22 protein-coding genes, 1 tRNA gene and 1 riboswitch are annotated in these 24,509 nt (G+C 56.4%); of the genes, 15 read left to right on the forward strand and 8 right to left on the reverse strand.

Annotated features, from left to right (window positions below; all coding sequences use genetic code 11):
- Positions 1 to 55 precede the first annotated feature (55 nt).
- Entirely contained in the window at positions 56 to 1,681 is a 1,626-nt protein-coding gene (locus tag NMK_RS11350) for a tetratricopeptide repeat protein (protein ID WP_109015870.1), read from the forward strand.
- Here the strand turns inward: NMK_RS11350 and uvrB are convergent.
- The gene (uvrB, locus tag NMK_RS11355) at positions 1,648 to 3,687 is read right to left on the reverse strand and encodes an excinuclease ABC subunit UvrB (RefSeq protein WP_109015871.1); all 2,040 of its coding nucleotides are present in this window, start codon (positions 3,685 to 3,687) and stop codon (positions 1,648 to 1,650) included. The genes NMK_RS11350 and uvrB overlap by 34 nt on opposite strands.
- Positions 3,688 to 3,916: 229 nt before the next feature.
- Here uvrB and NMK_RS11360 point away from each other — a divergent pair, with 229 nt between their 5' ends.
- The gene (locus tag NMK_RS11360) at positions 3,917 to 5,110 is read left to right on the forward strand and encodes a pyridoxal phosphate-dependent aminotransferase (RefSeq protein ID WP_109015973.1); all 1,194 of its coding nucleotides are present in this window, start codon (positions 3,917 to 3,919) and stop codon (positions 5,108 to 5,110) included.
- Between the two features lie 78 nt (positions 5,111 to 5,188).
- On the opposite strand, the gene NMK_RS11365 is transcribed toward NMK_RS11360, so the two are convergent.
- Complete coding sequence (locus NMK_RS11365) at positions 5,189 to 5,689, reverse strand: BCAM0308 family protein (RefSeq protein WP_109015872.1); 501 nt, start codon at positions 5,687 to 5,689, stop codon at positions 5,189 to 5,191.
- A 330-nt stretch (positions 5,690 to 6,019) separates the two neighbouring features.
- Here NMK_RS11365 and NMK_RS11370 point away from each other — a divergent pair, with 330 nt between their 5' ends.
- From NMK_RS11370 to NMK_RS11380, 3 genes are all read left to right on the forward strand, one after another.
- Positions 6,020 to 6,217 carry a DUF2934 domain-containing protein gene (locus tag NMK_RS11370; RefSeq protein WP_109015873.1) on the forward strand — a complete coding sequence of 66 codons (198 nt, stop codon included), beginning with the start codon at positions 6,020 to 6,022 and terminating at the stop codon, positions 6,215 to 6,217.
- Positions 6,218 to 6,243: 26 nt separating this feature from the next.
- Positions 6,244 to 6,756 carry an Hsp20/alpha crystallin family protein gene (locus tag NMK_RS11375; protein ID WP_109015874.1) on the forward strand — a complete coding sequence of 171 codons (513 nt, stop codon included), beginning with the start codon at positions 6,244 to 6,246 and terminating at the stop codon, positions 6,754 to 6,756.
- Between the two features lie 233 nt (positions 6,757 to 6,989).
- A complete protein-coding gene (locus NMK_RS11380; RefSeq protein WP_109015875.1) occupies positions 6,990 to 8,687 on the forward strand; it encodes a tetratricopeptide repeat protein in 1,698 nt (565 codons plus the stop codon).
- Positions 8,688 to 8,716: 29 nt separating this feature from the next.
- On the opposite strand, the gene NMK_RS11385 is transcribed toward NMK_RS11380, so the two are convergent.
- Entirely contained in the window at positions 8,717 to 10,039 is a 1,323-nt protein-coding gene (locus NMK_RS11385) for an AsmA family protein (RefSeq protein WP_109015876.1), read from the reverse strand.
- Positions 10,040 to 10,123: 84 nt separating this feature from the next.
- Here NMK_RS11385 and NMK_RS11390 point away from each other — a divergent pair.
- Positions 10,124 to 10,199, forward strand: a tRNA-Asn gene (locus tag NMK_RS11390).
- Positions 10,200 to 10,541: 342 nt separating this feature from the next.
- Here the strand turns inward: NMK_RS11390 and NMK_RS11395 are convergent.
- Entirely contained in the window at positions 10,542 to 11,315 is a 774-nt protein-coding gene (locus tag NMK_RS11395; RefSeq protein WP_109015877.1) for an AfsR/SARP family transcriptional regulator, read from the reverse strand.
- Positions 11,316 to 11,369: 54 nt separating this feature from the next.
- Positions 11,370 to 11,454: riboswitch (cyclic di-GMP riboswitch) on the reverse strand.
- Between the two features lie 239 nt (positions 11,455 to 11,693).
- On the opposite strand from NMK_RS11395, the gene NMK_RS11400 reads away from it, so the two are divergent.
- Entirely contained in the window at positions 11,694 to 11,912 is a 219-nt protein-coding gene (locus NMK_RS11400; RefSeq protein WP_109015878.1) for a hypothetical protein, read from the forward strand.
- Between the two features lie 39 nt (positions 11,913 to 11,951).
- On the opposite strand, the gene NMK_RS11405 is transcribed toward NMK_RS11400, so the two are convergent.
- A complete protein-coding gene (locus NMK_RS11405; protein ID WP_109015879.1) occupies positions 11,952 to 12,425 on the reverse strand; it encodes a PIN domain-containing protein in 474 nt (157 codons plus the stop codon).
- Positions 12,426 to 12,602: 177 nt separating this feature from the next.
- Positions 12,603 to 15,266, reverse strand: coding sequence for an Rne/Rng family ribonuclease (locus NMK_RS11410; protein ID WP_109015880.1), 2,664 nt, complete (start codon positions 15,264 to 15,266; stop codon positions 12,603 to 12,605).
- A 521-nt stretch (positions 15,267 to 15,787) separates the two neighbouring features.
- Between NMK_RS11410 and NMK_RS11415 the strand changes: the two genes are divergently transcribed.
- From NMK_RS11415 to pgl, 5 genes are all read left to right on the forward strand, one after another.
- A complete protein-coding gene (locus NMK_RS11415) occupies positions 15,788 to 16,750 on the forward strand; it encodes an RluA family pseudouridine synthase (RefSeq protein WP_109015881.1) in 963 nt (320 codons plus the stop codon).
- Positions 16,734 to 17,390: an HAD-IA family hydrolase gene (locus NMK_RS11420; RefSeq protein ID WP_109015882.1), complete on the forward strand. Its 657-nt coding sequence runs from the start codon at positions 16,734 to 16,736 to the stop codon at positions 17,388 to 17,390. The genes NMK_RS11415 and NMK_RS11420 overlap by 17 nt, the downstream gene beginning before the upstream one ends.
- On the forward strand, positions 17,369 to 17,740 hold the full coding sequence (locus NMK_RS11425) for a Rieske (2Fe-2S) protein (protein WP_109015974.1): 372 nt from the start codon (positions 17,369 to 17,371) through the stop codon (positions 17,738 to 17,740). Before NMK_RS11420 ends, NMK_RS11425 begins: the two co-directional genes overlap by 22 nt.
- Positions 17,737 to 18,663 carry a S49 family peptidase gene (locus NMK_RS11430; RefSeq protein ID WP_109015883.1) on the forward strand — a complete coding sequence of 309 codons (927 nt, stop codon included), beginning with the start codon at positions 17,737 to 17,739 and terminating at the stop codon, positions 18,661 to 18,663. Before NMK_RS11425 ends, NMK_RS11430 begins: the two co-directional genes overlap by 4 nt.
- 120 nt (positions 18,664 to 18,783) lie before the next feature.
- Complete coding sequence (gene pgl / locus NMK_RS11435; RefSeq protein ID WP_109015884.1) at positions 18,784 to 19,479, forward strand: 6-phosphogluconolactonase; 696 nt, start codon at positions 18,784 to 18,786, stop codon at positions 19,477 to 19,479.
- Positions 19,480 to 19,483: 4 nt separating this feature from the next.
- Here pgl and NMK_RS11440 read toward each other — a convergent pair whose 3' ends face one another.
- On the reverse strand, positions 19,484 to 20,194 hold the full coding sequence (locus tag NMK_RS11440) for a superoxide dismutase (RefSeq protein WP_109015885.1): 711 nt from the start codon (positions 20,192 to 20,194) through the stop codon (positions 19,484 to 19,486).
- A 23-nt stretch (positions 20,195 to 20,217) separates the two neighbouring features.
- The gene (gene chrA, locus NMK_RS11445) at positions 20,218 to 21,564 is read right to left on the reverse strand and encodes a chromate efflux transporter (RefSeq protein WP_109015886.1); all 1,347 of its coding nucleotides are present in this window, start codon (positions 21,562 to 21,564) and stop codon (positions 20,218 to 20,220) included.
- A 242-nt stretch (positions 21,565 to 21,806) separates the two neighbouring features.
- Between chrA and NMK_RS11450 the strand changes: the two genes are divergently transcribed.
- Genes NMK_RS11450 through NMK_RS11460 form a run of 3 tightly spaced genes read left to right on the forward strand, consistent with a single transcriptional unit; the run spans position 21,807 to position 24,508 of the window.
- Complete coding sequence (locus tag NMK_RS11450) at positions 21,807 to 22,523, forward strand: glycosyltransferase family 2 protein (protein ID WP_109015887.1); 717 nt, start codon at positions 21,807 to 21,809, stop codon at positions 22,521 to 22,523.
- Complete coding sequence (locus NMK_RS11455) at positions 22,524 to 22,892, forward strand: lipid-A-disaccharide synthase N-terminal domain-containing protein (RefSeq protein ID WP_227871458.1); 369 nt, start codon at positions 22,524 to 22,526, stop codon at positions 22,890 to 22,892.
- Positions 22,889 to 24,508 carry an ArnT family glycosyltransferase gene (locus tag NMK_RS11460; RefSeq protein WP_109015888.1) on the forward strand — a complete coding sequence of 540 codons (1,620 nt, stop codon included), beginning with the start codon at positions 22,889 to 22,891 and terminating at the stop codon, positions 24,506 to 24,508. The genes NMK_RS11455 and NMK_RS11460 overlap by 4 nt, the downstream gene beginning before the upstream one ends.
- Position 24,509: the final 1 nt, after the last annotated feature.

A 24,509-nucleotide genomic window follows, 5' to 3' on the forward strand; every position in this document is an offset into this window, starting at 1 on the left:
TACCAATCTATGATTGCTTTGAAGTTACTTACGGTTACAAGCCAAGACAAGAATAATGTCCGAAAAGTCATTGCAGGGGGTAGACATCGGGGCGACCGCGCTGGAGGCGGCTGTCGACAAAATATTGTCGAGCCCGGTATTTGCCAAGTCTCCGCGCCAGCAGGACCTGTTGCGCTATCTCGTCACCGAGACCATCAACGGCAATGCTGCGCGCTTGAAGGGCTATTCCATCGCAGTGGAGGTGTTCGGGCGCTCGGCCGATTTCGATCCTGCCGAAGATGCCATCGTGCGCGTCGAAATGGGCCGTTTGCGTAGCAAGCTCCGCGAGTATTATCAAACTGACGGTGCCGGCGACGATATCGTGCTGGACGTACCCAAAGGCCATTATGCCGTGACCAGCTGGAGCCGTGCCTCCAACGTGGCCGAGTCGATCCAGGCGCTTTCCGCCCATCCCCGGATACGGGAAGCCGAAAGCAAGCCTTCCTTGGCTGTGTTGCCCCTCATCAATCTCAGCCCGGATGTGTGCCCCGATTATTTTGTGGACGGCATTACCGATACGCTGATCTTCGAACTCTCGCGGTTATCCGGACTCATCGTCATCTCGCGCCAGTCGTCGTTTACCTATCGATCCACCCAACTACCCAGTGCTGCCATCGGCGAGGCCCTCGGGGTGCGCTACCTGATCGAAGGCAGCGTGCAATGCTGCGATGGCCGCGTGCGAACGACTATTAAGCTGGTTGAGGCCTCTTCGGGCATTCATTTGTGGTCCGAGCGCTTCGAGCGCGGCAAGGACAACCTATTCGAGCTACAGGATGCGCTGGCGCTCAGCATCGCCAAGGCCTTGCAGGTCAAACTGGTCGGGAGCGAGGCCGCGCTGTTCGGCAATGAGGAAACCAACAATATCGAGGCTTACGACGAGTTGCTGCATGGGTTGGAATGTCATTGGAAATACTCTCCATCTGCTGTGGCCGAGGCACGAGCGCACTTCCAGCATGCCGCCGATCTCGATCCGACTTATGCCGCGGCGCATGCCTGGCTTGCGCGGGCGCTACTGTTCCAGTGGGTGATGCGCTGGGATGCCGATCCCGCCTTGCGTGACCAAGCCTTCGAGCATGCGCGGTTGGCGGTGTCCTTGAACCGCAAGTCCCCGTATGTGCTGGCCATCATGGGCTGGGCGCATTTGTGGTGCAAGCACCGTGAGGAGGCGATTGCAACTTGCCGTGAGGCGGTCGCGCTCGACCCTAATAATTTCGAGGCGCTATTATTTTTGTCGATGAGCCTGTCGTCGGCGGGGTTCGGCGAGGAGGCGCTGTATTACATCGAAAAGGCGCGGCGGCTCAATCCGCATTCGTCGCCGTTTTACGAGTTTGTATTGGGGCAGGCGTATTACGTGCTGGAAGACTACGACAAGGCGATTGCGGCTTTCCAGCGCGGGACAGAGCTCAACCAGACGTTTCCGCCGAATTATGTCTATTTGAGTACGACTTACGCCTTGCTCGGAATGGATGAACTCGCCGCAAAGTATCGAAAGCTGTATTACGCGATCATGGGCGGCGACAAGACCCGCATGATCGTGCCGCCGTGGACCCATGCCAAGCTAGAGGCCGATTACCGGCATCTGCTCCAGCTGGCGGGGTTCGACCCGCGTTATTGCGAAGTGTCCGGCACTTCGGCGCCGTAGAACACCTCGCGCATCTTCTTGAGCTTGTCGCGCAGCTCGGCGGCTTTTTCGAATTCCAGGTTCTTGGCCGCATCCAGCATGGACTTCTCGATCTGCTTGATCTCCTTGAGGAACTGCTTTTCCGTCATGTGCTTATAGTCGGAAAGCACTTGCGCGGCCTTGAGTTCCTTCTTGCCGGCTTCGGCATCGTAGACACCGTCGATAATGTCCTTGATACGCTTGGTCACGCCCTGCGGCGTAATGCCGTGCTTCTCGTTGAAGGCTTGCTGCTTGGCGCGGCGGCGGCTGGTCTCATCCATCGCCAGCTTCATCGAGCGGGTGATGTTGTTGGCGTAGAAGATCACCTTGCCGTTGAGGTTACGCGCGGCGCGCCCTGAGGTCTGGATGAGCGAACGTTCGGATCGCAAAAAGCCTTCCTTGTCCGCATCCAGCACGGCGACCAGCGATACTTCCGGGATATCCAGGCCTTCGCGCAGCAGGTTGATGCCGACCAGCACGTCGAATTCGCCCAGACGCAGGTCGCGGATAATCTCGACGCGCTCCACAGTATCGATGTCCGAATGCAGATAGCGAACCTTGATGCCGTGCTCGGATAAGTAATCGGTTAAATCTTCCGCCATGCGCTTGGTCAGGGTGGTCGCCAGCACGCGTTCGCCAACCTTGACGCGCTCCTTGATTTCGGAGAGAAGGTCGTCCACCTGGGTATCGGCCGGCTTGACGATGATCTCGGGGTCGATCAGGCCGGTGGGGCGAACCACCTGCTCGGCGACCTGCTGTTGATTCCGGGCTTCGTAGTCTGCCGGGGTGGCGGTTACGAAAATGCATTGCCGCATCACCTGCTCGAATTCCTCGAAGCGCAAGGGCCGGTTGTCCATGGCCGATGGTAGGCGGAAGCCGTAGTTCACGAGATTTTCCTTGCGAGCCCGGTCACCCTTGTACATGCCGCCGATCTGCGGCACGGTAACGTGGCTTTCGTCGATGATCATGAGCGCGTCTTTGGGCAAGTAGTCGATCAGCGTTGGCGGCGGTTCGCCCGGCGCACGACCGGTAAGGTGGCGGCTGTAGTTCTCGATGCCCTTGCAGAAGCCGATTTCGTTGAGCATCTCCAGGTCGTAGCGGGTGCGCTGCTCGATCCGCTGGGCTTCGACCAGCTTATTGGTCTTGATGAAGAAATCGACGCGCTCGCGCAGTTCCTGCTTGATGGTGTCGACAGCGCGCAAGGTGGCTTCCCGCGCCGTCACATAGTGGCTGGACGGGAAAATGCGGAAGTTGTGGATCTTGTTGTAGATCTGGCCGGTCAGCGGGTCGAACAGGGTGATGGACTCGATCTCGTCGTCGAACATGCTGATGCGGATGGCCGTCTCGCTGTTTTCAGACGGGAACACGTCCACCACGTCGCCGCGCACGCGGAAAGTACCGCGGGCGAAGTCGAAATCGTTGCGGTCGTACTGCATGCGCACCAGGTGACCGATGACGTCGCGCTGGCTGATCTTCATACCCTGATGGATGTGCAGCACCATACCGTGATACTCGCCTGGATCGCCGATACCGTAGATGGCCGATACCGTCGCTACCACGATGCAATCGGGGCGCTCCAGGATGGCCTTGGTGGCCGAGAGCCGCATCTGCTCGATGTGGTCGTTGATGCTGGAGTCTTTCTCGATGAACAAATCGCGCGAGGGAACGTAGGCCTCCGGCTGGTAGTAATCGTAGTAGGAGACGAAATATTCCACCGCGTTGTTGGGGAAGAACTCGCGGAATTCCGAATAGAGCTGCGCTGCCAGCGTCTTGTTCGGCGCCATGACGATGGCTGGCCGCCCAAGCTGGGCGATGACGTTGGCCATGGTGTAGGTCTTGCCGGAACCCGTCACCCCCAGCAGCGTCTGGAATTTCAGGCCCTGGCGTAGGCCGCTGACCAAGGTTTCGATGGCTGTGGGCTGGTCGCCTGCGGGCGGGAAGGGCTGATGCAGTTGGTAGAGGCTGTTGGGATAGGTTACGGTCGTCACGATGTCGGTTCGGGCGAATGGTGGATCGGGATCAATGGGCTATTTTAGCAGTCCAACGCTCATTCCAACGCTTGGCCGCGCGCTTTCGGCGGAAGTGTGAGAGCCGGCGTCCGGACATCACGCAATGGTGTAATTTGCTAACGTAACAATACGATTTTGCAGTAAAATTGCAAAATTTATTAGTCGTTCACCCCACACAACCCTTAGCCACGATTTAGGATTGACCATCTTGCAACTCTCCCAGCGCGTTCTATCCATCAAGGAATCTCCCACGCTTGCCGTCACGGCGCGAGCCGCCAAACTCAAGGCCGAAGGCCGCGATATTATTGGTCTGGGAGCAGGCGAGCCCGACTTCGACACCCCGCAGCACATCAAGGATGCGGCCAAGGCTGCCATTGATAACGGCTTCACCAAGTACACCCCGGTAGGCGGTATTCCCGGCCTCAAGAAGGCCATCGTCGAAAAGTTCAAGCGCGAAAACGGTTTCGAGTACAACGTCAACGAAGTGATTGTGGGCGTGGGCGGCAAGCAGTGCATTTTCAACCTGGCGCTGGCGGTACTGAATCCGGGCGATGAAGTCATCGTTCCCGCGCCGTTCTGGGTTTCGTATGCCGATATCGCCATCGTGGCCGAGGCCAAGCCGGTGATCGTGCAGTGCGGTATCGAGCAGGATTTCAAGATCACCCCGGCGCAACTGGAAGCGGCGATCACGCCCAAGACGCGCATGTTCATGATCAACTCGCCGTCCAACCCGACCGGCTCGGTCTATACCCGTGAGGAACTGGCCGCGCTGGGCGAAGTGCTGAAGAAGCACCCCAACATCCTCGTCGCGACCGACGACATGTACGAGCACGTCAATCTTTCCGGCGTGCCGTTCGTCAACATCCTCAACGCCACGCCGGAACTGAAGGATCGTACCGTGGTGTTGAACGGCGTTTCCAAGGCGTATTCCATGACCGGCTGGCGTATCGGCTATGCCGCAGGCCCGGCCCAGATCATCAAGGCCATGGAAATCCTGCAATCGCAGTCCACTTCCAACCCGACCTCGATTTCGCAGGTGGCCGCGCAAGCCGCACTGGAAGGTCCGCAAGAGTGCATCGAGCCGATGCTGAAGGCGTTCCGCGAGCGCCATGAGTTCGTGGTCAACCGTTTCAACGAGATGCGCGGCCTCAAGTGCATCAAGGCGGGCGGGGCGTTCTATGCGTTCCCTGATGCGCGCGCTGCCATCGCCAACCTGCATGCCGAGGGCAAGATCAAGGAAGCCACCGACCTGGCGCTTTCCGATTATCTGCTGGAAACGGTTGGCGTGGCCGTGGTGCCGGGTTCTGCCTTTGGTGCCGAAGGCTACTTCCGTATTTCCTTCGCCACCTCGATGGAAAACCTCAGGAACGCGTTGAACCGGATCGAAAAAGCGCTGGGCTAAGGCGGATCGATTTTAGATAGCAAAAGCCCCGCTAGTCGGGGCTTTTTGTTGGTCATCGACTTAGGGGAAACACGCGAGCTATTGCGCCCAATATACGCGAATGAGGTTGTCTTCCTGGTTGTAGTGCAGTTCCAGCTTACCGCCATAGGCCTTCACCACAGCTTCGCCGATTCCTCGTGCGAGATGTACGTCTGTCGTGGTAATGATCGTCTCGTCCTCGATATTTTCAATTTTCATGATGCGCTGAAGTGGGTGTTCGGTCTTCTCGTGCTCGGCATGGTTGTGGATCAGGCGCAGGACCTCCTGCTTGCGCGAAGGGGCAATATCGCCTTCCAGGATGATGTAGCCGGCGGGATTGGCTTCTAGAATACGGCGGCAGGCGGGGCAGCGGACGGAATGAGCATTTGGCGGCACCTGTTTCCATTGCCAGCGGCCATCGTGAAAGACAGCGTGGCAATCCGGGCAAGCGGTGGGCTCTCTGGGTTTGGCCTGGAGGCGGTAAGGATCCCGTTCCTGGTCCATCAGGATGTGGTCGTGGGGAACAGGCTTGAAACCTGCAATGACATGATGCGGACACATGATCGACTCCTTATTGATCTCTTGATAATCAATCGGCTTCTAGCGTTGCCGGTTTCCTTGGCGGCTTCGTGCTCGACCTGTTTGGCGAGCCCGTTTAATTTCTATATAAGCACGAGCATGCTGATCTTCCCATGCTTTTCCAGTAGCAATGACGGTATCAAGTCCGGCCTTCATCGGTAATCCGCGCAAGCACGTATGTCGTTTCGGGGAGATACGGGGCAACCCTTACGTGTTTGCACGCATTTTTATGCTCAAGGAAATTAGCTACATTTCCCCTCAAGCCTCATAGGGGCGATTTCAGATTGAGTACACCAGTTAGGGAGGCGTCACATGGCAAGCACACAAACCTCTTCGAAAAAAAGTAGCGTGCAGCGTCGCACACGTGCAAGCAAAGGCGATGAAGCCGGAGTAAACCGTGACGAGCATATTGCCGTGGCGGCCTATTACCGGGCCCAGGCCCGCAACTTCGAACCCGGGTATGAAATGGACGATTGGCTGGCTGCTGAGGCGCAGTTGCCCACCAAATAACCGCATTTGTTCGCAAGGAGGCTCAGATGGCTAAATCTGAAAAAGTCGAGGTGAGCGCGGGAAAAACGGCCGCAACGATGGCAGGACAATCGCAGTCCCCATCCAAATACCCAATGGGGCATATTGATCAAGTGTTCGAGGATTTTTTCCGGCGGTGGCCCATGCAGGGCTCCTGGCCTTCGCAATATATGGGCGGTATGTTCAAGGAAGATTTCACTCGTGCGCCCAGTCTGGATGTGATCGATCGGGACAACGAAGTGGTCGTACGCGCCGAGGTGCCGGGCATCGACAAGAAAGATATCGATATTTCTCTCACCGACAACCTGTTGACGATCAAAGGCGAGTCGCGCAAGGAGAGCAAGCAGGAAAAAGGCGATTATCACCGCCGTGAGATATCCAGGTCTTCTTTCTCTCGTTCGGTATTGCTACCGGGTACGGTCGATGCTTCCAAGGCGACTGCCAGCCTCCAGGATGGCGTTCTTGAAGTGATTTTGCCCAAGGTGGAGGCTTCCAAGCGCCGCAATATTGCTGTGCAGTAGCTGTCGTCGTGCCCTGATGTCATCCTCGGTTCGGCCGCCTGCGTTTTTAAGTACGTAGGCGGCCATTTTCAATTCCCAGCGCTATTTCATCCGCACCCTCTGGAATGCTGCAAAAGTTTCAGTTAATGTACTGAGGCAAAAACGGAGCAGATAACAGCCAGAAATAACAAAGTACGAAAAGTACGCAACAACAAAAGCTTCTGGAACAATTTCGAGGTGTGAGGAGAGAGCGCATGAGAAATATGCATCAAGCGGCGCGGCAACCTGGCCAAGCGGATATCCAGGCTTTGCTGGGACTTTATAACGCCGGCAACCTGGCGCAGGCCGAGATGCTGGCAAAGAGCCTGCTGAGCCATTTCCCCAACGAGTTGATGATCCACAACGTGCTGGGCGTGTGCCTTGAAGGGCAGAAGAAATTCGAGGAGGCTGCTGCTTGTTATCGTCGCATGATCGGCCTCAACGGCAAGGTTGCAGAGTTCCATTTCAACCTGGGCGCTTCGCTCAGCAATCTGGGTAGACTCGAGGAAGCTGTTGCCAGCTATCGCAAGGCTATCGCCCTTAAGCCAAACCTGGTCGTAGCCCACTTTAACCTGGGCACGGCGCTGCAAGCATTGCGCCGGTTGGAAGAGGCCACTGCGAGTTATCGCAAGGCTGTCGCGCTCGAACCCGGTTTTTACGAAGCGCTGGGTAATCTGGGTACTGTGCTTCAGGAGCAGGGGAAACTGGAGGAGGCGATCAGCTGCTACCGCAAGGCATTAGCGGTTTATCCCGATGCCAAAGGCCACTACAACCTGGGAACGGCACTGCGCAACCAGGGACATCTGGACGAAGCCATCGCGCTGTTCAAGAAGGCTCTGGAACTCAAGCCCGATTATGCCGATGCCTACAGCAGCATGGGCGTAGCCTTGTGGGATCAGGGCAATCCCAATGCGGCCATCGAAAGCTATCACCAAGCGCTGGCCATCGACCCCAATCATGGCGATGCCAACTACAACATGGGCGTGTTTCTGTACGACCACGGCGAACTGGAGCAGGCCATTCCATATTTCGAGACCTCGCGTACCAGCGACTGGCAGGAGCGCGTGCTGTATTGCCTCTACAAGACGCGGCGTTTCGACGAATTCGAGCTCAAGCTGGAGCCTATGCTTGCCTCGAAGAACGTATCTCCATTCCTGGCTACACTGTCCACGCACTACGCTGAAAACTTCGGCAAGGAAGACCGCTACAACTACTGCAAAAACCCGATGGAGTTCGTGTATCACGATCGCATCGAGCCGCTAGCAGCCGAAAACAGTCAGTTGCTCAAGGATTTGCTGCACGACATCACGCTGACCGATATCGCCGAACGCAAACAAGGGCGACTGTATTACGGCATCCAGTCGTCTGGTAATCTGTTGAAGCGTTCGGAAGCGTCTTTCAAGCTTCTATCATCGCTCATTAAGGACAAGATCAAGTCCTACCGCAAGCACTATGCGGGCAAGGATTGCGAGTTGATCAAATCATTCCCCACCGACGTGGAATTCAGCAGTTCGTGGTACTTACGCATGCGGCAGGGCGGCCACCTGACCTCGCATATCCATGAGGAAGGCTGGATCAGCGGGTGCGTGTACCTGGCGCTGCCCAAGCAGAAGGAAACCCCGCACGATGGCAGCATCGAGTTCAGCACGGATGGCGACGAGTATCCCAAGGAGCACGAGAACTTTCCGTCCAAGGTAATCGACCCGAGTGTGGGCGATATCGTGCTGTTCCCATCCTCGCTGTTCCATCGAACCATTCCGTTCAACTCGGACGAAGATCGCGTTTGCGTGGCCTTCGATCTCAAGCCATTGCAATCACTCAAGGCACTGCTGTTCGTGTCCTTGGGCTGGCTGTCCCTGTATTTGGCCGAGGCCGTCGAGTTCTTCGTGGCGGAGTCGTATTTGTTGGCTTGATGATGGGGTTGAGGCCTTCGGCGGAAGGATTATTTCTTTCCGCCGAACCAGCGATCCCAAGCAGAGCCTGCCTTCATTCCTAGCGCCGTACCCAACGGACCTAGCACGGCGGTTCCTGCCGTGGCACCAGCAACAGCCGCTCTGGTCGGCATGACAACAGGTTCATCTACAGTGCCGGAAACCTGCAATGGCACTGTCACCAAAGCCAGGCCTTTCTTCAGTTCTACGTCTACCTGGCCGTTCAAGGTCTTGGCCGGACTGATGGTCACCTGTCCGTTTGCGGCCAACAAACCGGACACTACCTGCAAGTCCTGTACTTGAATCTGCTTGCCGACCAGATGCAGGCGCCCTGATAGCTTGTCGAAGGCCGTCTCACCGCCGCTTTGCCCTTGCCTGATGAAAAGGCTTGCGGCTTGCGCCAAATCCATCCCATGCAGTACGCCGCGGTCCACATTGAACTTGAAGTCAGCGGCAAGCCGTTGGAGTAATTGCTCCGGTTGGGTCGCGACGCTGTGAAACGTGCCTGAACCCGTGAGGCTTCCGCTGACGCGAATATTTTTGCTTAGCATGGAGGTAGGTTTAGTAATTTCCATATGGCCCACATTCACTTTTCCGGAGCAGCGCCAATCCTTGCTCCAGTCCAATGCTGCGTTTCCAGTTACTACTCCGGCATAGAGCTTTGCCGTGTACTGATCAATGCGAAGATGGGCACCTTCAAGGGTTGCATTGATTTCCATTTCATCGAAAAACAGGGGCGGTCCCAATGGTGGCGTCCATTGACTAGCTTTGGCTTTGATCATCCAGCGGTCTTGCTGTGGAGTGATTTCGGCGTGCAACTTGTGATCTGTGCTGTCGATTTCCAAGGATTGAATCATTCCATCTTGCATGGCACCTTTAACATCGAAGCGCGGCAAGGACAGCGCATCCCACTGGAGTTCGGCTTCGTGGATGTCGATGTTCCTGATATTCACGGCAATAGAGGGTGCCGCTGAGGTTCGAGATGAGGCCAGGCTGGCCAGCAAGGGCAGGGCGGACTTGCGTATTACCGGGTGGTCAATTTTCAAATGTGAGATGGACTTGCGCCGTGCCAGCAGCGAATCCATAGCAATAATGGCTGAGACATGATCAACGCGAACTTCTTCATGCGCGCCGATGGTAATGCCGTCGATCAATATCCTCGGAGTTGGAATAATTGCCAAATGGAGCGAATTAATCTTGACCGGGGCCCCTACACTTGCTGCTGCCATATGTTCAACTTGCGGCAGATAGGCCGTAGTTGGAATCATGAGCGGAAGGGCGGTTAATCCTATTAAAATCAGGATTCCAATAAAAACAAGACGTTTTAGCTGCATATGAATTTTATTCTAGAAAGATATTGACCGAGGCTCTGCAAGCCAGTATAGTAGCGGCTTCTCAACGATGCGTTGGGAAAAAATTCCCCGATAGCTCAGTCGGTAGAGCAACGGACTGTTAATCCGTGTGTCCCTGGTTCGAGCCCAGGTCGGGGAGCCAAATTAAAAACGGCCCGCAGAAATGCGGGCCGTTTTGTTTTCATAATTCGCCTTGAGAAAAGCCCGCGGTTGTCTTGATCCTGAGGCTTTTCCGCCCCCTTGTTGCTCGTTTGGCTTACTTATCGATGGCTCGAAAAGCCGCCATACCTGACGCCCATTTGTACATGGTCCGGTTAAATGCCGGCGAATTAGATCCAGCCCATCTCTAGCAGCTTACTTGCCTTTTGGTACTGCAATTGCATGTTTTAACGGGGAAGCAGTCAAAACTAACATTCTGATGTGATCAGATCGATATTTTCTTCTGCTCCGCCGAGGTACCGCTGGCGCTGTAGAGAGCGCTGAATTAAACCGGTTTTTCATGCTCCAGCAGCATCGCAATGATTTGACGAAGTGGGGCAGAGGGTTCTTTTCCCAAAGTGTCTTTCAAAATATGCTGGAAGCAACGATAGGTCATCATGGCTTCTGCATGGAGACCTTGAAGGACGCGGCAATTGATCAGGCGTACGCAAACATCCTCCGCTTCCGGATAATATTCAAGCGCCGCGATATAAAGCCTTACGGCAAGTTCGATGTGATGCGATTCCAATAACCGCCCCAGCGTTAGCACTGTCTTGAGGTATTTGTGCCGGAACTTGTTCTGCAGAGCGAACACCCAGGAATACTCTGGCTCGAGCCAGAAGCACGGTCCTTTGACGGTTTCCATGAGATGCGTTGCCAGGATTGCAGTACTTTCGGCTGCTGCATATTCGTGATGCCTGCCTAGTTCATCTACGGCCTGGGCAAGCAGCTCGAATTTCCATAGATCCAGGATCAGAACTTCGGGATTGAGGCTTAAGAAGCCCGATTTCAACACGAGGGCCTCATGGATATCCAATTGTTTCCGCAATCGCCACAGCGTTCCATCAAACGCGGCTTTGGCATGCTCGTCGTCGGCTTCTTCCCAGAGAGATTGATAAAGATGCGTAATGTGGATATGACGTCCGCCACTTGCAATCATGAGCTTCAGTAATTCCATCGGTTTACCGCCAGCGATGGATTCTATGTCTTGATGGATGCCGTCGCGCAGAATAGCGAAGCGGCCACAGACGCGGATTTCGAGAGGAGGGGATGCGTTCACCGCTGTCGATCCCTAGAAAGACGCAGCGACTGTAACAAGTGGGAGGTAGTGAAGGTTGGCGACACCGCTATCATGGGATTGCTCCTTTAGATCGGTTGTTTTGCGTCCCTGCCTTTAGACAGGTTTGCCCTTGACCGCGCCAGACTAGCCATGGCTAAACGTACTGTCAAAATACGGCAGACAAGCGGGCATCATTTCGGATAGTCGGCTCAGTGCAGATATTCTGTCGGAAAACTCTCTGACCATACGTGGTATGGCTTGTTTGTGTGGGAGGGCGCGGCAACGATAAGACTTGCTTTCTCCTAATGTGAGGCAGGAGACGGCAACATCCAGAGGGCTTGTTACGCTGTCATTTTTGAGTCTTGAGGATAAATCATCATGGCACAACAGCATCCATCGACCGTAGGCTCGCCGCACGATTCGCGTTCGGTTGCCGCAGAGGAAAAGCAATCGACGCAGCAATCCAGCCGGCGTGGACAAGATGTGAAGAAGGCGCGGGGAATGAACGAGGAAATAGGGAAAAGCCCGCATGAAGCCGGTACGGACCAGCGGGTAGAGGACGCGAAAAAGTCCGGCCATAGTCGTAACAGTCATTAAGCCCACAACCCCGAAGAACCAGCACTTCGGGGTTTTTAATTAGTGGTGGGCGTTGCTCTTGGGCGGAGTGCTTTTGAGCGTATCACTGATGGGAATCACTTTTTCATCCGACAGTGGTGCCGAGTACGCATTCTCCGCCGATCTCTCGAGCAGGCCCTCGATATCGGGGATGCGTGCGCAAGCAATGCCTTTTTGACGCAGCCCGGCCACGATCTCGTCGAATCCGGTATCGTTGGAGACGATAGTGAATCGTGATTCGGGGAATTGCGTCGCGAGTTCGCCCAATTGAAACGCGATATTGAACTCGATGACGTTGCGACGTCCGCTATCGATCTGGATGTACTCGGCATCGTCACCCATGGCATGCAGGGCTCGCGCCATCGTCAGCGGAATCATGCTTTGGTGCCGGTTGAGGAAGATTTTTACTTTGGGCTGATCCTTGCATCCGCCGATCAGGCCGATATTGCCGAGCTGGGTGTTTTCGTAGTCGACAAACACGTAATGGGTTTGCATGGCCGGTCTCCTGTAATCGTCGATGACACGACTCCCTTATAAGACCATTTTCGATTCCGTTCATTGCGGTAGGTCACATAGCGCTGAGCTCGAGCCGAAAGACATCGGCAATTTGGTTAACTGCGAACATAAAAAAAGCCCCGCGAGAGCGGGGCTTGGTTTGCGGCATACAGAAGATTATTTCTGTGTTTCGATCATGACCAGCGGCTCGTCCGCGGATGCGGCTTCTGCCTTTTTCTGCCATGCGGGAGACTTATTGGAGCGCGGCTTGGGTGCTTCTTCTACTGCCTCGGCCTTCACTGCGTCAGCACGGGTTTCAACCATTTCCAAGCCTGCACTGGCCAAGTCAGCAACCACCGGTGCGGCGGTTTCAGTCTCAGCGGCCTTACGACGGCGCGGCTGACGCGGCTTGCGTTCTGCCTTTTCAGCGGGCGCTTCAACGCCTTCGAGCTGCTGCTGTGCCGGTGCGGCATCTGGAGTTGCCTCGACAGGAGCTGCTTCGGATTTAGCGACTTCTGCCTTTGGGGTTTCGACAGGCGCCGGGGCCGAAGCTTCAGCTTGCGGCTCCACTAACGATGCAACAGGCTCGGGCTTGGCAACGACGGGGGCTGAGGGCTGAGGGATTTGCTCGAGCACGACAACCGGTGCCGGTGCAGCAGGCTGGGCAACTGGTAAGGAGGCAGCTTCCGTTACGGATTCAACGGAATTTTCCACTTCCTGGCGTTGCTGGCGTTCGCGACCTTGGCGACCTTCACGACGATCGCGATTGCGGCCGCGGCCACTACGTTCACGCGGCTGCTGTTCAGCTGCTGGGTTGCCGGCTTGATCAGCGGTGGCAACCTGTGCCTGCGGTGCATTTTGTTGCTGCTTTTCACGCTGCTGCTCGGAGCGCTCTTGGCGTTCGCCACGCTCTTGACGAGGTTGGCGCGGTTCGCGGGGCTCACGTGGTTGACGCGGCTCCTGCTGCGGCTTGGCGTTCGCCTCGGGCTGCTTTTCACGCGGCTGCTGTTCGCGTTCGCCACGCTCTGCACGGTCACCGCGTTCGTTGCGGTTACGGCCGCCGCGATTGCGGTCGCGGCGTTGCTGGGGCTCGCGCTGACGACGGGCTTCAGGCTTGACTTCTTCCTCGGCCGGCTTGGCTTCGGTGATCTTGCTCAGCCAGGACTTGAAGCGGGTAAAGATCGTACCCTTGGCAGGCTCTTCGGCTTCCGGTTTAGGTGCTGCGACCGGTGCGGGTGTGCCCGTGGTGATGCCCTTGACCGCGGCTTCCTGGCGGGGCACCTTGACTTCCTGGCCGTGACCGTTGGTCGGATGCTCTTCCGTTTCGCTCGGCAGTTCCACCAATTCGTAACTGCGGATGCTCTCGCTGTCGCCGGTTTCACTGTCGCGCAGACGCACGATGCTGTAGTTCGGCGTTTCGAGGTGGATGTTAGGGATCAGGATGACATTGACGTCCATGCGCTGCTCGATCGCGTGGATGTCGCCGCGCTTCTCGTTGAGCAAGAAGGTCGCCACTTCTACCGGCAGCTGGACTTGCACAGCGCCGGTGTTTTCCTTCATGGACTCTTCCTGCACGATGCGCAGGATGTGCAGCGCCGTGGATTCGATGCCGCGGATATAACCGGTGCCGTGGCAGCGCGGGCAGGGGATGTGGTTGGATTCACCAAGGCTGGGGCGCAGGCGCTGGCGCGACAGTTCCAACAGGCCAAAGCGTGAGATCTTGCCGGTCTGGACGCGAGCACGGTCTAGACGCAGGGCGTCGCGCAGGCGGTTTTCCACTTCGCGCTGGTTGCGCTGGTTTTCCATGTCGATGAAGTCGATCACCACCAAGCCGCCCAAGTCACGCAGACGTAGTTGGCGCGCCACTTCATCTGCAGCTTCCAAGTTGGTCTTGAAGGCGGTTTCTTCGATGTCGCTACCCTTGGTGGCGCGACCGGAGTTCACGTCCACGGAAACCAGAGCTTCGGTGTGGTCGATGACGATGGCGCCGCCGGAAGGCAGGCGAACTTCACGCGAGAATGCGGTTTCGATCTGATGTTCGATCTGGAAACGCGAGAACAACGGCACGTCGTCACGGTACAGCTTGATGCGCGAGACGTTGCCCGGCATTACGTGGTTCATGAACTGCAGCGCTTGTTCGTAGATGTCCGGCGTGTCGATCAGCACCTCGCCGATGTCGGGCTGGAAGTAATCGCGGATGGCGCGGATGACCAGGCTGCCCTCTTGATAAATGAGGAACGGGCCTTTCTGCATGTTGGAGGCGCCTTCGATGGCGGCCCACAGTTGCAGCAGGTAGTTCAAGTCCCATTGCAGCTCTTCGAGCGAGCGGCCGATGCCGGCGGTACGAGCGATAATGCTCATGCCAGCGGGGACTTCCATCTGCGCCATCATGTCGCGCAGTTCGTTGCGGTCTTCGCCTTCGATACGGCGCGAGACGCCGCCGCCGCGCGGGTTGTTCGGCATCAGTACGAGATAGCGGCCGGCCAGCGAGATGAACGTGGTGAGGGCAGCGCCCTTGTTGCCGCGCTCGTCCTTTTCGACTTGTACTATGACTTCCTGGCCTTCGCGCAGGACGTCCTGGATGCGTTTGCCGTCGGCGCCTTCGATGAAGTTGCTGCGGGCGACTTCCTTGAACGGCAGGAAGCCGTGGCGGTCGGTGCCGTAGTTGACGAAGGCGGCTTCGAGGCTGGGCTCGATGCGAGTGATGACGCCCTTGTAGATGTTGCTCTTGCGTTGTTCCTTACCGGCGTGCTCGATATCGAGGTCGATAAGTTTTTGTCCGTCGACAATGGCAACGCGAAGCTCTTCAGCCTGCGTCGCATTGAACAGCATGCGTTTCATAGATGTTTCCCCCGCGCCCAAGGCGGGTACGCAATGTCGGCCGTTAAGGTACGGCCAGCGGGAACGCTGCCGGGTGACAGCGGTGGTAAAGACGCCTGAAGCAGGCTACCGCGTAATGCGATTTCGGTATGGTTCTGGGGTCGACGGCATGAGGCCTGCCGACAATTCACCGTATTGAAATCTTGCTATTTTTCAAACCGTTAATTATTGAGTTTAACGTTGAATATAAACTGTGCGCGGTGCGACTTTTTAGTGTCCGGTACGACTATCGTTTACAATGTGACCCGGTTCGGTTCCCGCCGCGCGGCTCTCGGCCATATGCGCGGCAGCGCTTGAGCGCAAATATTGAACGTCCCGGGGTTCGTCACGTGCGGAGGGCAATCGCCTAGCGCCGGGAACCCGCGAAAAATCCAAAAGTCCTGCGAATCGCTACTTCTGGGTGAGCGAAATTAACCCAAAATTCTTTGTTGCCTGCCTTTGTGAAGACAAAGCTTTAAAGGCAGGTCGCAAGTATAGGTCAGATGACGAAAATAGGCAAAAATTCAGTGTCTCTTGTCACGGTGGACGAGGGGGGCGAGGGGCAGCGCGTGGACAACTTCCTTGCGCGGCATCTCAAGGGGGTTCCCAAGAGCCATATCTATCGCATTCTTCGCAGCGGCGAGGTGCGCGTGGACAGCAAACGCGTCGAAGCGACGCACCGTCTGCAAATCGGCGAAGTGGTGCGGATTCCACCGGTACGCGTGGCGGCACCTGCCGAAAAAGTCGGGATTGCACCTGCCGTGCCGCGTTTTACCGATTCAGTCGTGTACGAGGACGATGCCATCATTGCCCTGGATAAGCCTGCCGGCATGGCCGTCCATGGCGGAAGCGGCGTTTCTCGCGGTGTCATCGAGCAGCTGCGCTGGGAGCGCCCACAGGCCAAGTTCCTGGAATTGGCGCATCGTCTGGATCGCGAGACTTCCGGCATCCTGTTGATCGGCAAGAAACGCAGCGCACTGACAAAATTGCACGAGATGATGCGCGAAAACCACATGCGGAAGCGCTATCTGACTCTCGTCAAAGGGCGTTGGACGGAGCCGAAAAAACGCGTCGAGCTGCCGTTGAAAAAGTACGACTTGCCGAACGGCGAAAAGCGCGTCGCGGTCGAAGCCGGCGGACAGCATTCGGAGACCATTTTCCGCCTTAAACAACAACTCGGCGATTTCACATTACTGGAAGCCGAGCTGGTCACCGGCCGTACGCATCAGTTGCGTGTGCAGCTGGCGCACCTCGGGTTCCCCATCGTTGGCGACGACAAATACGGCGATTTCGCGCTCAATAAACTATTGCAAAAGCGCGGACTCAAACGCATGTTCCTGCACTCGGCGGAGACGGCGTTGCGCCATCCCTTGACCGGGGAGCCTTTGAAATTGATCGCGCCGCTCCCACAAGAGTTGCAGCATTTTCTGGATTCGTTGAAAGAAGCGCATGCCAAGGCAGTTTGATGTATTGATTTTCGATTGGGATGGCACCCTGGCCGATTCCACACAGATCATCGTGGACGCACTGCAAGCCGCCAGCCACGATACCGATTTACCCGTGCCCAGTCCTGAAAAGTCGCGCAGCATTATCGGCTTGGGGTTGCGTGAAGCCCTGGCTGAACTTTTTCCTGGAGTATCGACCGATATTCAAGATCGTCTGGTCGACCGCTACCGGCATCACTACTATGCCCGCCACGACGATATCGCGCTGTTCGAAGGGGTGCCGGATGCCATTCAAGAATTCGAGGATGCCGGTTTCATGCTGGCCGTCGCTACGGGTAAAGGCCGAGGCGGACTGAATCTCGCGTTGGAAAAAACCGGCTTGGGACGCCATTTCCATGCAACGCGCTGTGCGGGGGAATGCCAGTCCAAGCCGCATCCGCAGATGCTGGAAGAAATCCTGGACGAGCTGGGCGTGATGCCAGAGCGGGCGGTCATGATCGGCGATACGCACTTCGACCTGCAAATGGCGCAAAACGCTCGCATGGCCGGATTGGGCGTGAGCTACGGTGCACAAGCCCACGAGAACCTGCTGCCGCATGCGCCGCTGGCTTGTTTCGATAGTTTTGCTAAACTCCACGCATGGTTGAAACTGAACGCCTGATCTGCGCCAGCGAAGACCTCCAGGAAAGAGGAACCGGTATCGGGTTTTCGTTGCCTGATGCGGGTAAGACACAGCAGTCTGGCTTCGTCATTCGTTACGACGGTAAGGTGCACGGCTATGTCAATCGCTGTGCCCACGTCCCGGTCACGCTGGACTGGCAGGAAGGCGATTTTTTCGACCTGAGCCGTCATTTCTTGATTTGCTCTACACATGGCGCGCAATACCTGCCAGAAACCGGGCGTTGCGTGCTGGGGCCCTGCAAGGGCAAATCACTGCAAAAGTTGAACGTCGTCGAACGCGACGGCCGAATTTATTTGATTGAAACCACTCCCGTAGAAAGCCATCTATGACCGACCCGCAGAATTGGGAACGCCAAACGCTTGAAAAACTCGCTTTTTCCGCGTTGCAGGAACAGCGCCGCTCGCGCAATTGGGGCATCTTTTTCAAGACGCTCACGCTGATCTATCTGTTTGCACTGCTATTCATCGCCATGAACTGGATCGCTCCCGGCGGCTCCATCGGCCCGCATACCGCGTTGATCGATATCAATGGCGAGATCGGCGTCGGTGCAGAAGTCAATGCCGACAACACGCTTTCCAGCCTGCGTGCAGCGTTCGAGGACAAGCACACCAAGGGCATCATCCTGCGGATCAACAGCCCAGGCGGCAGTCCTGTTCAAGCCGGTATCATCAATGATGAGATTCATCGCCTGCGCAAGGAATACCCCAAGGTGCCGGTTTATGCCGTGGTAGAGGATATCTGCGCCTCTGGCGGCTATTACATCGCGGTGGCCGCTGACAAGATCTACGTCGACAAGGCCAGTATCGTCGGTTCCATCGGTGTGCTGATGGATGGTTTTGGCTTTACCGAAACGATGAAGAAGCTGGGTGTGGAACGCCGTCTGCTCACGGCAGGTAAGAATAAGGGGTTCATGGACCCGTTCTCGCCGATCAACCCCGAGCACAAGGAACACGCGCTGGAAATGCTCAACGAGGTGCACCAGCAGTTCATTAAGGTGGTCCGTGACGGACGCGGTAATCGTTTGCATGAAACGCCCGACATGTTCACCGGCCTGTTCTGGAGCGGCGAAAAAGCCGTCGAGATGGGCTTGGCCGACGGAATCGCCAATTCCGACACCGTGGCCCGTGAAATGATCAAGGAAGAAAATATCGTCGATTTCACTACACACGAAGGCCTGGCAGACCGGTTTGCCAAGCACTTCGGTGCTTCGGCGGCGCATGCCTTGCTGGGTTCTAATATCGGCATGAAATAAGCAAGCAGGCTGACTTTCTAACATCAAGTCCGGTATGATGCCGGACCTTTACGAGCGGGACGTTTCGACGTCCCGTTTGTCTTAATAAAATTGAGATGATTTGAGCAACGGAGTTGATGCATGACCAATACGCAAGAATGCCGCTGGCGCGTTTTTCCTACCACGACGGAATTGCGGGATGCAGCAGTAAAAGCCATTCTTGAAGCGGCAGATCGCGCCATCGCCGAACGCGGCCGTTTCGATATCGTGCTAGCCGGCGGCACGACGCCGCGCGAGATTTACGAGCAATTGCGTAATGCCGACAGCGATTGGGCGCATTGGCATGTGTGGTACGGAGACGAGCGCTGCTTGCCGGGCGACGATGTGGAACGCAACAGCGTAATGGCGACTAAGGCGCTGCTGTCGCACGTGCCGATTCCTGCGCAACAGGTTTATACCATGTCGACCGAGCTAGGCGCGCCTACGGCCGTAGCCGGATATTCCGCCAAGCTGAGCAATGTCGGGCCGTTCGACCTGGTATTGCTGGGCATGGGCGAGGACGGTCATACGGCCAGCCTGTTTCCCGGTCATCGCTGGGATACGGTACCGGCAACACCTGCAATCGCCGTTGCCAATTCGCCCAAGCCGCCGTCGGATCGAGTGTCGTTGTCGGCAGATCGCTTATCCAATGCAAGGCAGGTCATCTTCATCGTCACCGGTGCCGGCAAGCGCGACGCGGTCAAACAATGGCGCAACGGGGAAAACTTGCCGGTTCGCGCCATTGCGCCTAAAACCGGCGTTGATATTTACCTGGACGCTGCCGCAGACACCCAGTAATGTTTCAAGCCGTGGCTGCCTCGTATCGGGCGGCCACGTGTTCCCAATCGATAATGTCGAACAGTTTTTTCACGTACTCCGGGCGTCGATTCTGGTATCTGAGATAGTAGGCATGTTCCCAGACATCCAGCACTAATAGCGGCATCACACCCCAAGCCGTCAGTTTCTGATGATTCTCGCATTGCAAGATCATCAACCGAGCCGTCATTGGATGGTATCCCAGGATGGCCCACCCCGAAGCCTCGACACTCGTTGCTGCGGCACTCAAATGCGCTTTTGCCTGGTCCATGCTCCCGAAATCTCGATCAAGGGCCTTGAGCAGCCGAGGTGAAGCCTCGGAGCGCCTTGCGTTCAGGTTGTTCCAATAAAGCGTATGAAGAATGTGGCTGGATAGGCTGTAGGCCAGCTCTTTTTCATGGTGCTTGACCAACGAAAAGTCATTGTCAGCACGGGCTTTCGCCAGTGCATCTTCGGCCTTGTTGGCGGCTTCCACCGCGGGTTTGTGGTGAAAGTGGTAATGCAACTCGACGGTTTTCGCATCAATGACAGGTTCGAGCGCGTCGTAAGCGTAGGGCAATGGCTGTAACGCATACTTGCCGCTGTCGTCCGTGAATTTATCCAGCGCAGGAGCAGGCCGCGCCTCGGCAGATTGGGCCGCCAGCAGTGCGGCCGTCGTAATCGCGGATTGTTGCAGGAATTCTCGGCGTGTGATCATGATGATCTCCGGAGTTGAATTGACTACATGAGGGCTCTCCACGCGAGGCCGAATGTTCCGCAAGCGAGAATGAGCGGAATGACACCCGCCTTGAAACGGAAGAGGGCGAGTAATGCAGCGGTCGTCATTGCGATTGAAATCCAATCGATAGCACCGTTCCAGCCGCTCGGCCAGAACACATGCCACGCAAAAAAGACCGCAAGGTTAAAAATGACTCCAACGACAGCCGCTGTGATTGCAGTGAGCGGGGCGGTGAATTTCAAGTTGCCGTGCGTGGTTTCGATGAACGGTCCACCTAGCAGGATGAATACGAAGCTGGGCAGGAAAGTGAAAAATGTCACCACTGTCGCAGCAAGTACGGCCGAGAGGAACAGTCCTTCCGGGCCGAACAGCTGTTTAGCCCACCCAGCAACAAAACCGACAAAAGTGACGACCATGATGAGCGGTCCGGGGGTTGTTTCACCCAAGGCAAGTCCGTCGATCATTTGCACCGGTGTCAGCCAATGGTAATGCTCTACCGCGCCTTGATACACATAAGGCAGCACGGCATAGGCGCCGCCGAATGTCAGCAGGGCTGCCTTGGTGAAAAACCATCCTAATTGTGGGTAAACACCGTGCCATCCGTATTGCAAGATTAAAACGGTCATCGTAAAGGCCCAAAGCCCTAGCCCTGCCATCAAGATATGTAGGAACCTTGCTTTTGAGAACAGTGCGTGCGACGGTGTGGGCGTGTCGTCGTCAATCAACGCCGGTCCGTCGGTTGCTTTGGACGCAGCATGGCCGCTACCCGCCTTGAATCTATTGGGCGCATAGCGGCCTCCCAGCCAGCCGATCACCCCGGCCCCCAGGATGATCAAGGGGAAGGGCAGCTTAAGCGCAAAAATGGCGATGAAGGCCAATCCCGCCAGTCCCCATAGCACGACATTCTTCAGTGCCCGGGTGCCGATTCGGTAGGCGGCAAAAAGCACGATAGCAACAACGGCCGGCTTGATGCCGTACAACGCACCTGCGACTGCCGGCACTGATCCGAAACGCATGTAGATCCATGCGAGCGCGACCAGAATGAAAAATGAAGGCAGCACGAACAAGCCGCCGGCAATAATGCCACCCCAGGTGCGGTGCATCAGCCAGCCGATATATGTAGCGAGCTGCTGTGCCTCAGGGCCGGGCAGCACCATGCAATAGTTGAGTGCGTGCAAGAAACGCTTTTCCGAAATCCAGCGTTTTTTCTCAACCAGGTCTTGGTGCATGATGGCAATCTGCCCGGCTGGCCCGCCGAAACTGATGAACCCAAGCTTGAGCCAATAGAAAAATGCTTCTCGCAACGAGATCGCTTGAGGTGGGGAAGGGGGGCGATTTTTTGTATCCATAAAGTCTCCTCTCCTGGAATGGTATCCGAGATTAGAGCAGACCTTGGATGCGGACTGGATGGTCGGACATCTTGAAACGGGGAGGCTGCCGAATCCCCATGCTTGCCAGCGTAGCCGTCAGCATCCGGATTATGGCGTTAAAGGGATAGTAATTTCAATATGTTTCTAACCTGCTCGATAAGAAAATACCTAACCCAAATCAGCTATAATGCCCACACTTTTTTGGCCGTACCTTTGAATTTATGCAAATCCGCCAACTATCGGTTGTCGTGCCTGTACGTAACGAGCAGGACAATATCGCTCCACTCATTTCGGAAATTCGAGCAGCACTCGATGGCGTGGTGGATTATGAAATCATCTACGTCAACGACGGCAGCACAGATACGACTCCGCAAGTTTTGGCCGATATCGGCAACACTTGTCCGCAGCTGCGCGTAATCCATCACGAAAAAAGCTGCGGCCAGAGCACTGCGGTGCGCACTGGTGTCAAGGCTGCACAAGGTGACTGGGTTGCCACGCTGGACGGGGATGGCCAAAACGATCCGGCCGATATTCCCAAGCTGATCGCCGCCCTGGAGCCTGGGGTCGAGCTTGTCGGCGGCAATCGTCGCCATGCCCGCCGCGATACCTGGATCAAACGCATTTCTTCCGTCATTGCCAACGGCGTGCGTTCGCGTCTGCTGAACGACAGCACCCCGGATACCGGTTGCGGCCTCAAGCTGTTCTCGCGCGAAGTCTTCCTCGACTTGCCTTACTTCGACCATATGCATCGCTTCCTGCCTGCGTTAGTCATTCGCCGCGGCGGTCGTGTCGTTTCCGTACCGGCCAACCATCGCCCGCGTGAACGAGGCGTATCCAACTACGGCACGCTAGACCGCCTCATGGTCGGTATCGTCGACCTCTTCGGCGTGATGTGGCTGCAACGCCGCGCCAAACGCCCCGTCATCATCCAGAAATAAATGGATATCCATAGCTTTCCTCTCCTGGTCCACCTTGCGGACAAGGTGCAGACCTACTTCCACGACATGTCGCTGGCGGACAAGATATGGCTGACCGTCGGCATGTTGGGCCAGCTCATGTTCACGCTGCGTTTCGTGGTGCAGTGGGTGCACAGTGAACGCCATCAAAAAAGTGTCATCCCGGTCAGCTTCTGGTATTACAGCCTGATCGGCGGCTTGACCGTGCTGGCCTATGGTTTTCACAAACTCGAACCCGTCATCATTCTCGGCCAACTTCCCGGAACCATTGTCTACACACGCAATCTCATGCTGATCTATCGCGAGAAGCGCGATGTTCTTGCTGAAGTTACGGAAGAGGAAGTTAAGTGAAATTTCTAAAAAGCCAACCAGTCTTGCTCTCAGCATTCTGGTTGGTCCTGGTGCTGGTTTCCCTTTTTACCCGTTCTTATATCCCCATCGACGAAACCCGGTACGTCACCGTAGCCTGGAACATGTGGCTGCGTGGCGATTACCTGGTGCCGTGGCTCAACGGCGTCGCCTACAGTCACAAGCCGCCACTCCTGTTCTGGATGATGGACGCTGGCTGGGCAATCTTTGGCATCAACAATTGGTGGCCGCGCCTCGTGCCTTCGCTGTTCGCCCTCGGTTCCGTATTCCTGACAGTGCGACTTGCACGCCTTTTGTGGCCGCACGACGAGCAAGCCCCGGTTTATGCCCCAGTGATCCTGCTCGGCAGTGCGCTGTGGATCGTGTTCACGACCGCCACCATGTTCGACATGCTGATCGCATTTTTTGCATTGCTAGGTCTGGTGGGCATCATGACGGCCTGGCACGGGAAAACGCTGCAAGGCTGGCTGCTGCTGGGCCTCGCTATCGGCGGCGGTTTACTAGCAAAAGGCCCAGCCGTGTTGCTGCAACTGCTGCCCGCGGCTTTGCTTGCGCCATGGTGGGGTAAGGGCGCGCAGCGGAATTGGCGGCAGTGGTATCTGGGCGTGCTGGGTGCGTTTGTTCTGGGTGTACTCATTGCATTGGCATGGGCTATCCCGGCTGCCATCAGGGGCGGCGAGACTTATAGCCACGCAATTTTCTGGGGTCAGACCGCGGATCGCATGGTGAACTCATTTGCTCACCGACGGCCGCTGTGGTGGTATCTGCCTTTGCTGCCCATCCTGTTGTTCCCGTGGCTGCTATGGCTGCCTGCCTGGCGCGGGTTGGCTCGGATTGCCAAGGGCATGATGAATCCGGGCGTCAAGTTCTGCCTGGCGTGGTTAGTCCCTGCTTTTATCGCATTCAGCCTCATCAGCGGCAAGCAGGTGCATTATCTGCTGCCCATCCTGCCGGCCTTCGCTTTGCTGCTTGCCCATAGCCTGCCTCAGCAGCGCTTTACACGAAGCGATCAAGTTTTGGCTGCGCTCGCGGCGGTGATTGTTGGTGCAGTGCTTATTTTTATGCCGCACTACGCACAAGCCCACCACGTCGCTCCCTGGATCAGCCAGATTTCGCCAATTCTGGGGGTGTTGATGATCGCGGCGGCCGGGTTGTTACTTCTGGCCGATTGCCGCAATGGTAATTTTGAAATCTGGAAGATGACGGCTTTCGGTGCGGTAGTCGTGGTGCTGACCGTGTATCTCGCCGTGATCCATACGGCTGGGTTGGCCTACGATATCCGACCGGTCGGTGCGCGCTTGAAAGTGCTGGAAGATCAGGGGATTCCTATTGCTCATGCAGCACGTTATCCGGGGCAGTATCAATTCATCGGTCGCTTGACCAAGGACTTGGACGTATTGCATTCATCCCAACTTGCCGCCTGGTTTGCACAGCATCCCAACGGCAAGGCCGTGGTGTATTTCAGCACCAAACAGTCGCTAACCGGCTTGCGCGCCGAGTACCAGCAGCCTTATCTCGGCGAAGTCGTGGCCATTATCGGCAAGGATGCATGGCCGCCTAAATTCGACGCCCAAGACTCCGGCCAGGACGAAGAGTAGG

Source organism: Novimethylophilus kurashikiensis (assembly GCF_003112435.1).
Taxonomy (GTDB): domain Bacteria; phylum Pseudomonadota; class Gammaproteobacteria; order Burkholderiales; family Methylophilaceae; genus Novimethylophilus; species Novimethylophilus kurashikiensis.

Bases quoted from the DNA above. Each gene is read 5' to 3' on its own strand.
- NMK_RS11350 (WP_109015870.1), top strand. From the start codon at position 56: ATGTCCGAAAAGTCATTGCAGGGGGTAGACATCGGGGCGACCGCGCTG.
- NMK_RS11365 (WP_109015872.1), bottom strand. From the start codon at position 5,689: ATGTGTCCGCATCATGTCATTGCAGGTTTCAAGCCTGTTCCCCACGAC.
- NMK_RS11370 (WP_109015873.1), top strand. From the start codon at position 6,020: ATGGCAAGCACACAAACCTCTTCGAAAAAAAGTAGCGTGCAGCGTCGC.
- NMK_RS11375 (WP_109015874.1), top strand. From the start codon at position 6,244: ATGGCTAAATCTGAAAAAGTCGAGGTGAGCGCGGGAAAAACGGCCGCA.
- NMK_RS11380 (WP_109015875.1), top strand. From the start codon at position 6,990: ATGAGAAATATGCATCAAGCGGCGCGGCAACCTGGCCAAGCGGATATC.
- NMK_RS11385 (WP_109015876.1), bottom strand. From the start codon at position 10,039: ATGCAGCTAAAACGTCTTGTTTTTATTGGAATCCTGATTTTAATAGGA.
- NMK_RS11400 (WP_109015878.1), top strand. From the start codon at position 11,694: ATGGCACAACAGCATCCATCGACCGTAGGCTCGCCGCACGATTCGCGT.
- NMK_RS11405 (WP_109015879.1), bottom strand. From the start codon at position 12,425: ATGCAAACCCATTACGTGTTTGTCGACTACGAAAACACCCAGCTCGGC.
- NMK_RS11410 (WP_109015880.1), bottom strand. From the start codon at position 15,266: ATGAAACGCATGCTGTTCAATGCGACGCAGGCTGAAGAGCTTCGCGTT.
- NMK_RS11415 (WP_109015881.1), top strand. From the start codon at position 15,788: ATGACGAAAATAGGCAAAAATTCAGTGTCTCTTGTCACGGTGGACGAG.
- NMK_RS11420 (WP_109015882.1), top strand. From the start codon at position 16,734: ATGCCAAGGCAGTTTGATGTATTGATTTTCGATTGGGATGGCACCCTG.
- NMK_RS11425 (WP_109015974.1), top strand. From the start codon at position 17,369: ATGGTTGAAACTGAACGCCTGATCTGCGCCAGCGAAGACCTCCAGGAA.
- NMK_RS11430 (WP_109015883.1), top strand. From the start codon at position 17,737: ATGACCGACCCGCAGAATTGGGAACGCCAAACGCTTGAAAAACTCGCT.
- pgl (WP_109015884.1), top strand. From the start codon at position 18,784: ATGACCAATACGCAAGAATGCCGCTGGCGCGTTTTTCCTACCACGACG.
- NMK_RS11440 (WP_109015885.1), bottom strand. From the start codon at position 20,194: ATGATCACACGCCGAGAATTCCTGCAACAATCCGCGATTACGACGGCC.
- chrA (WP_109015886.1), bottom strand. From the start codon at position 21,564: ATGGATACAAAAAATCGCCCCCCTTCCCCACCTCAAGCGATCTCGTTG.
- NMK_RS11450 (WP_109015887.1), top strand. From the start codon at position 21,807: ATGCAAATCCGCCAACTATCGGTTGTCGTGCCTGTACGTAACGAGCAG.
- NMK_RS11455 (WP_227871458.1), top strand. From the start codon at position 22,524: ATGGATATCCATAGCTTTCCTCTCCTGGTCCACCTTGCGGACAAGGTG.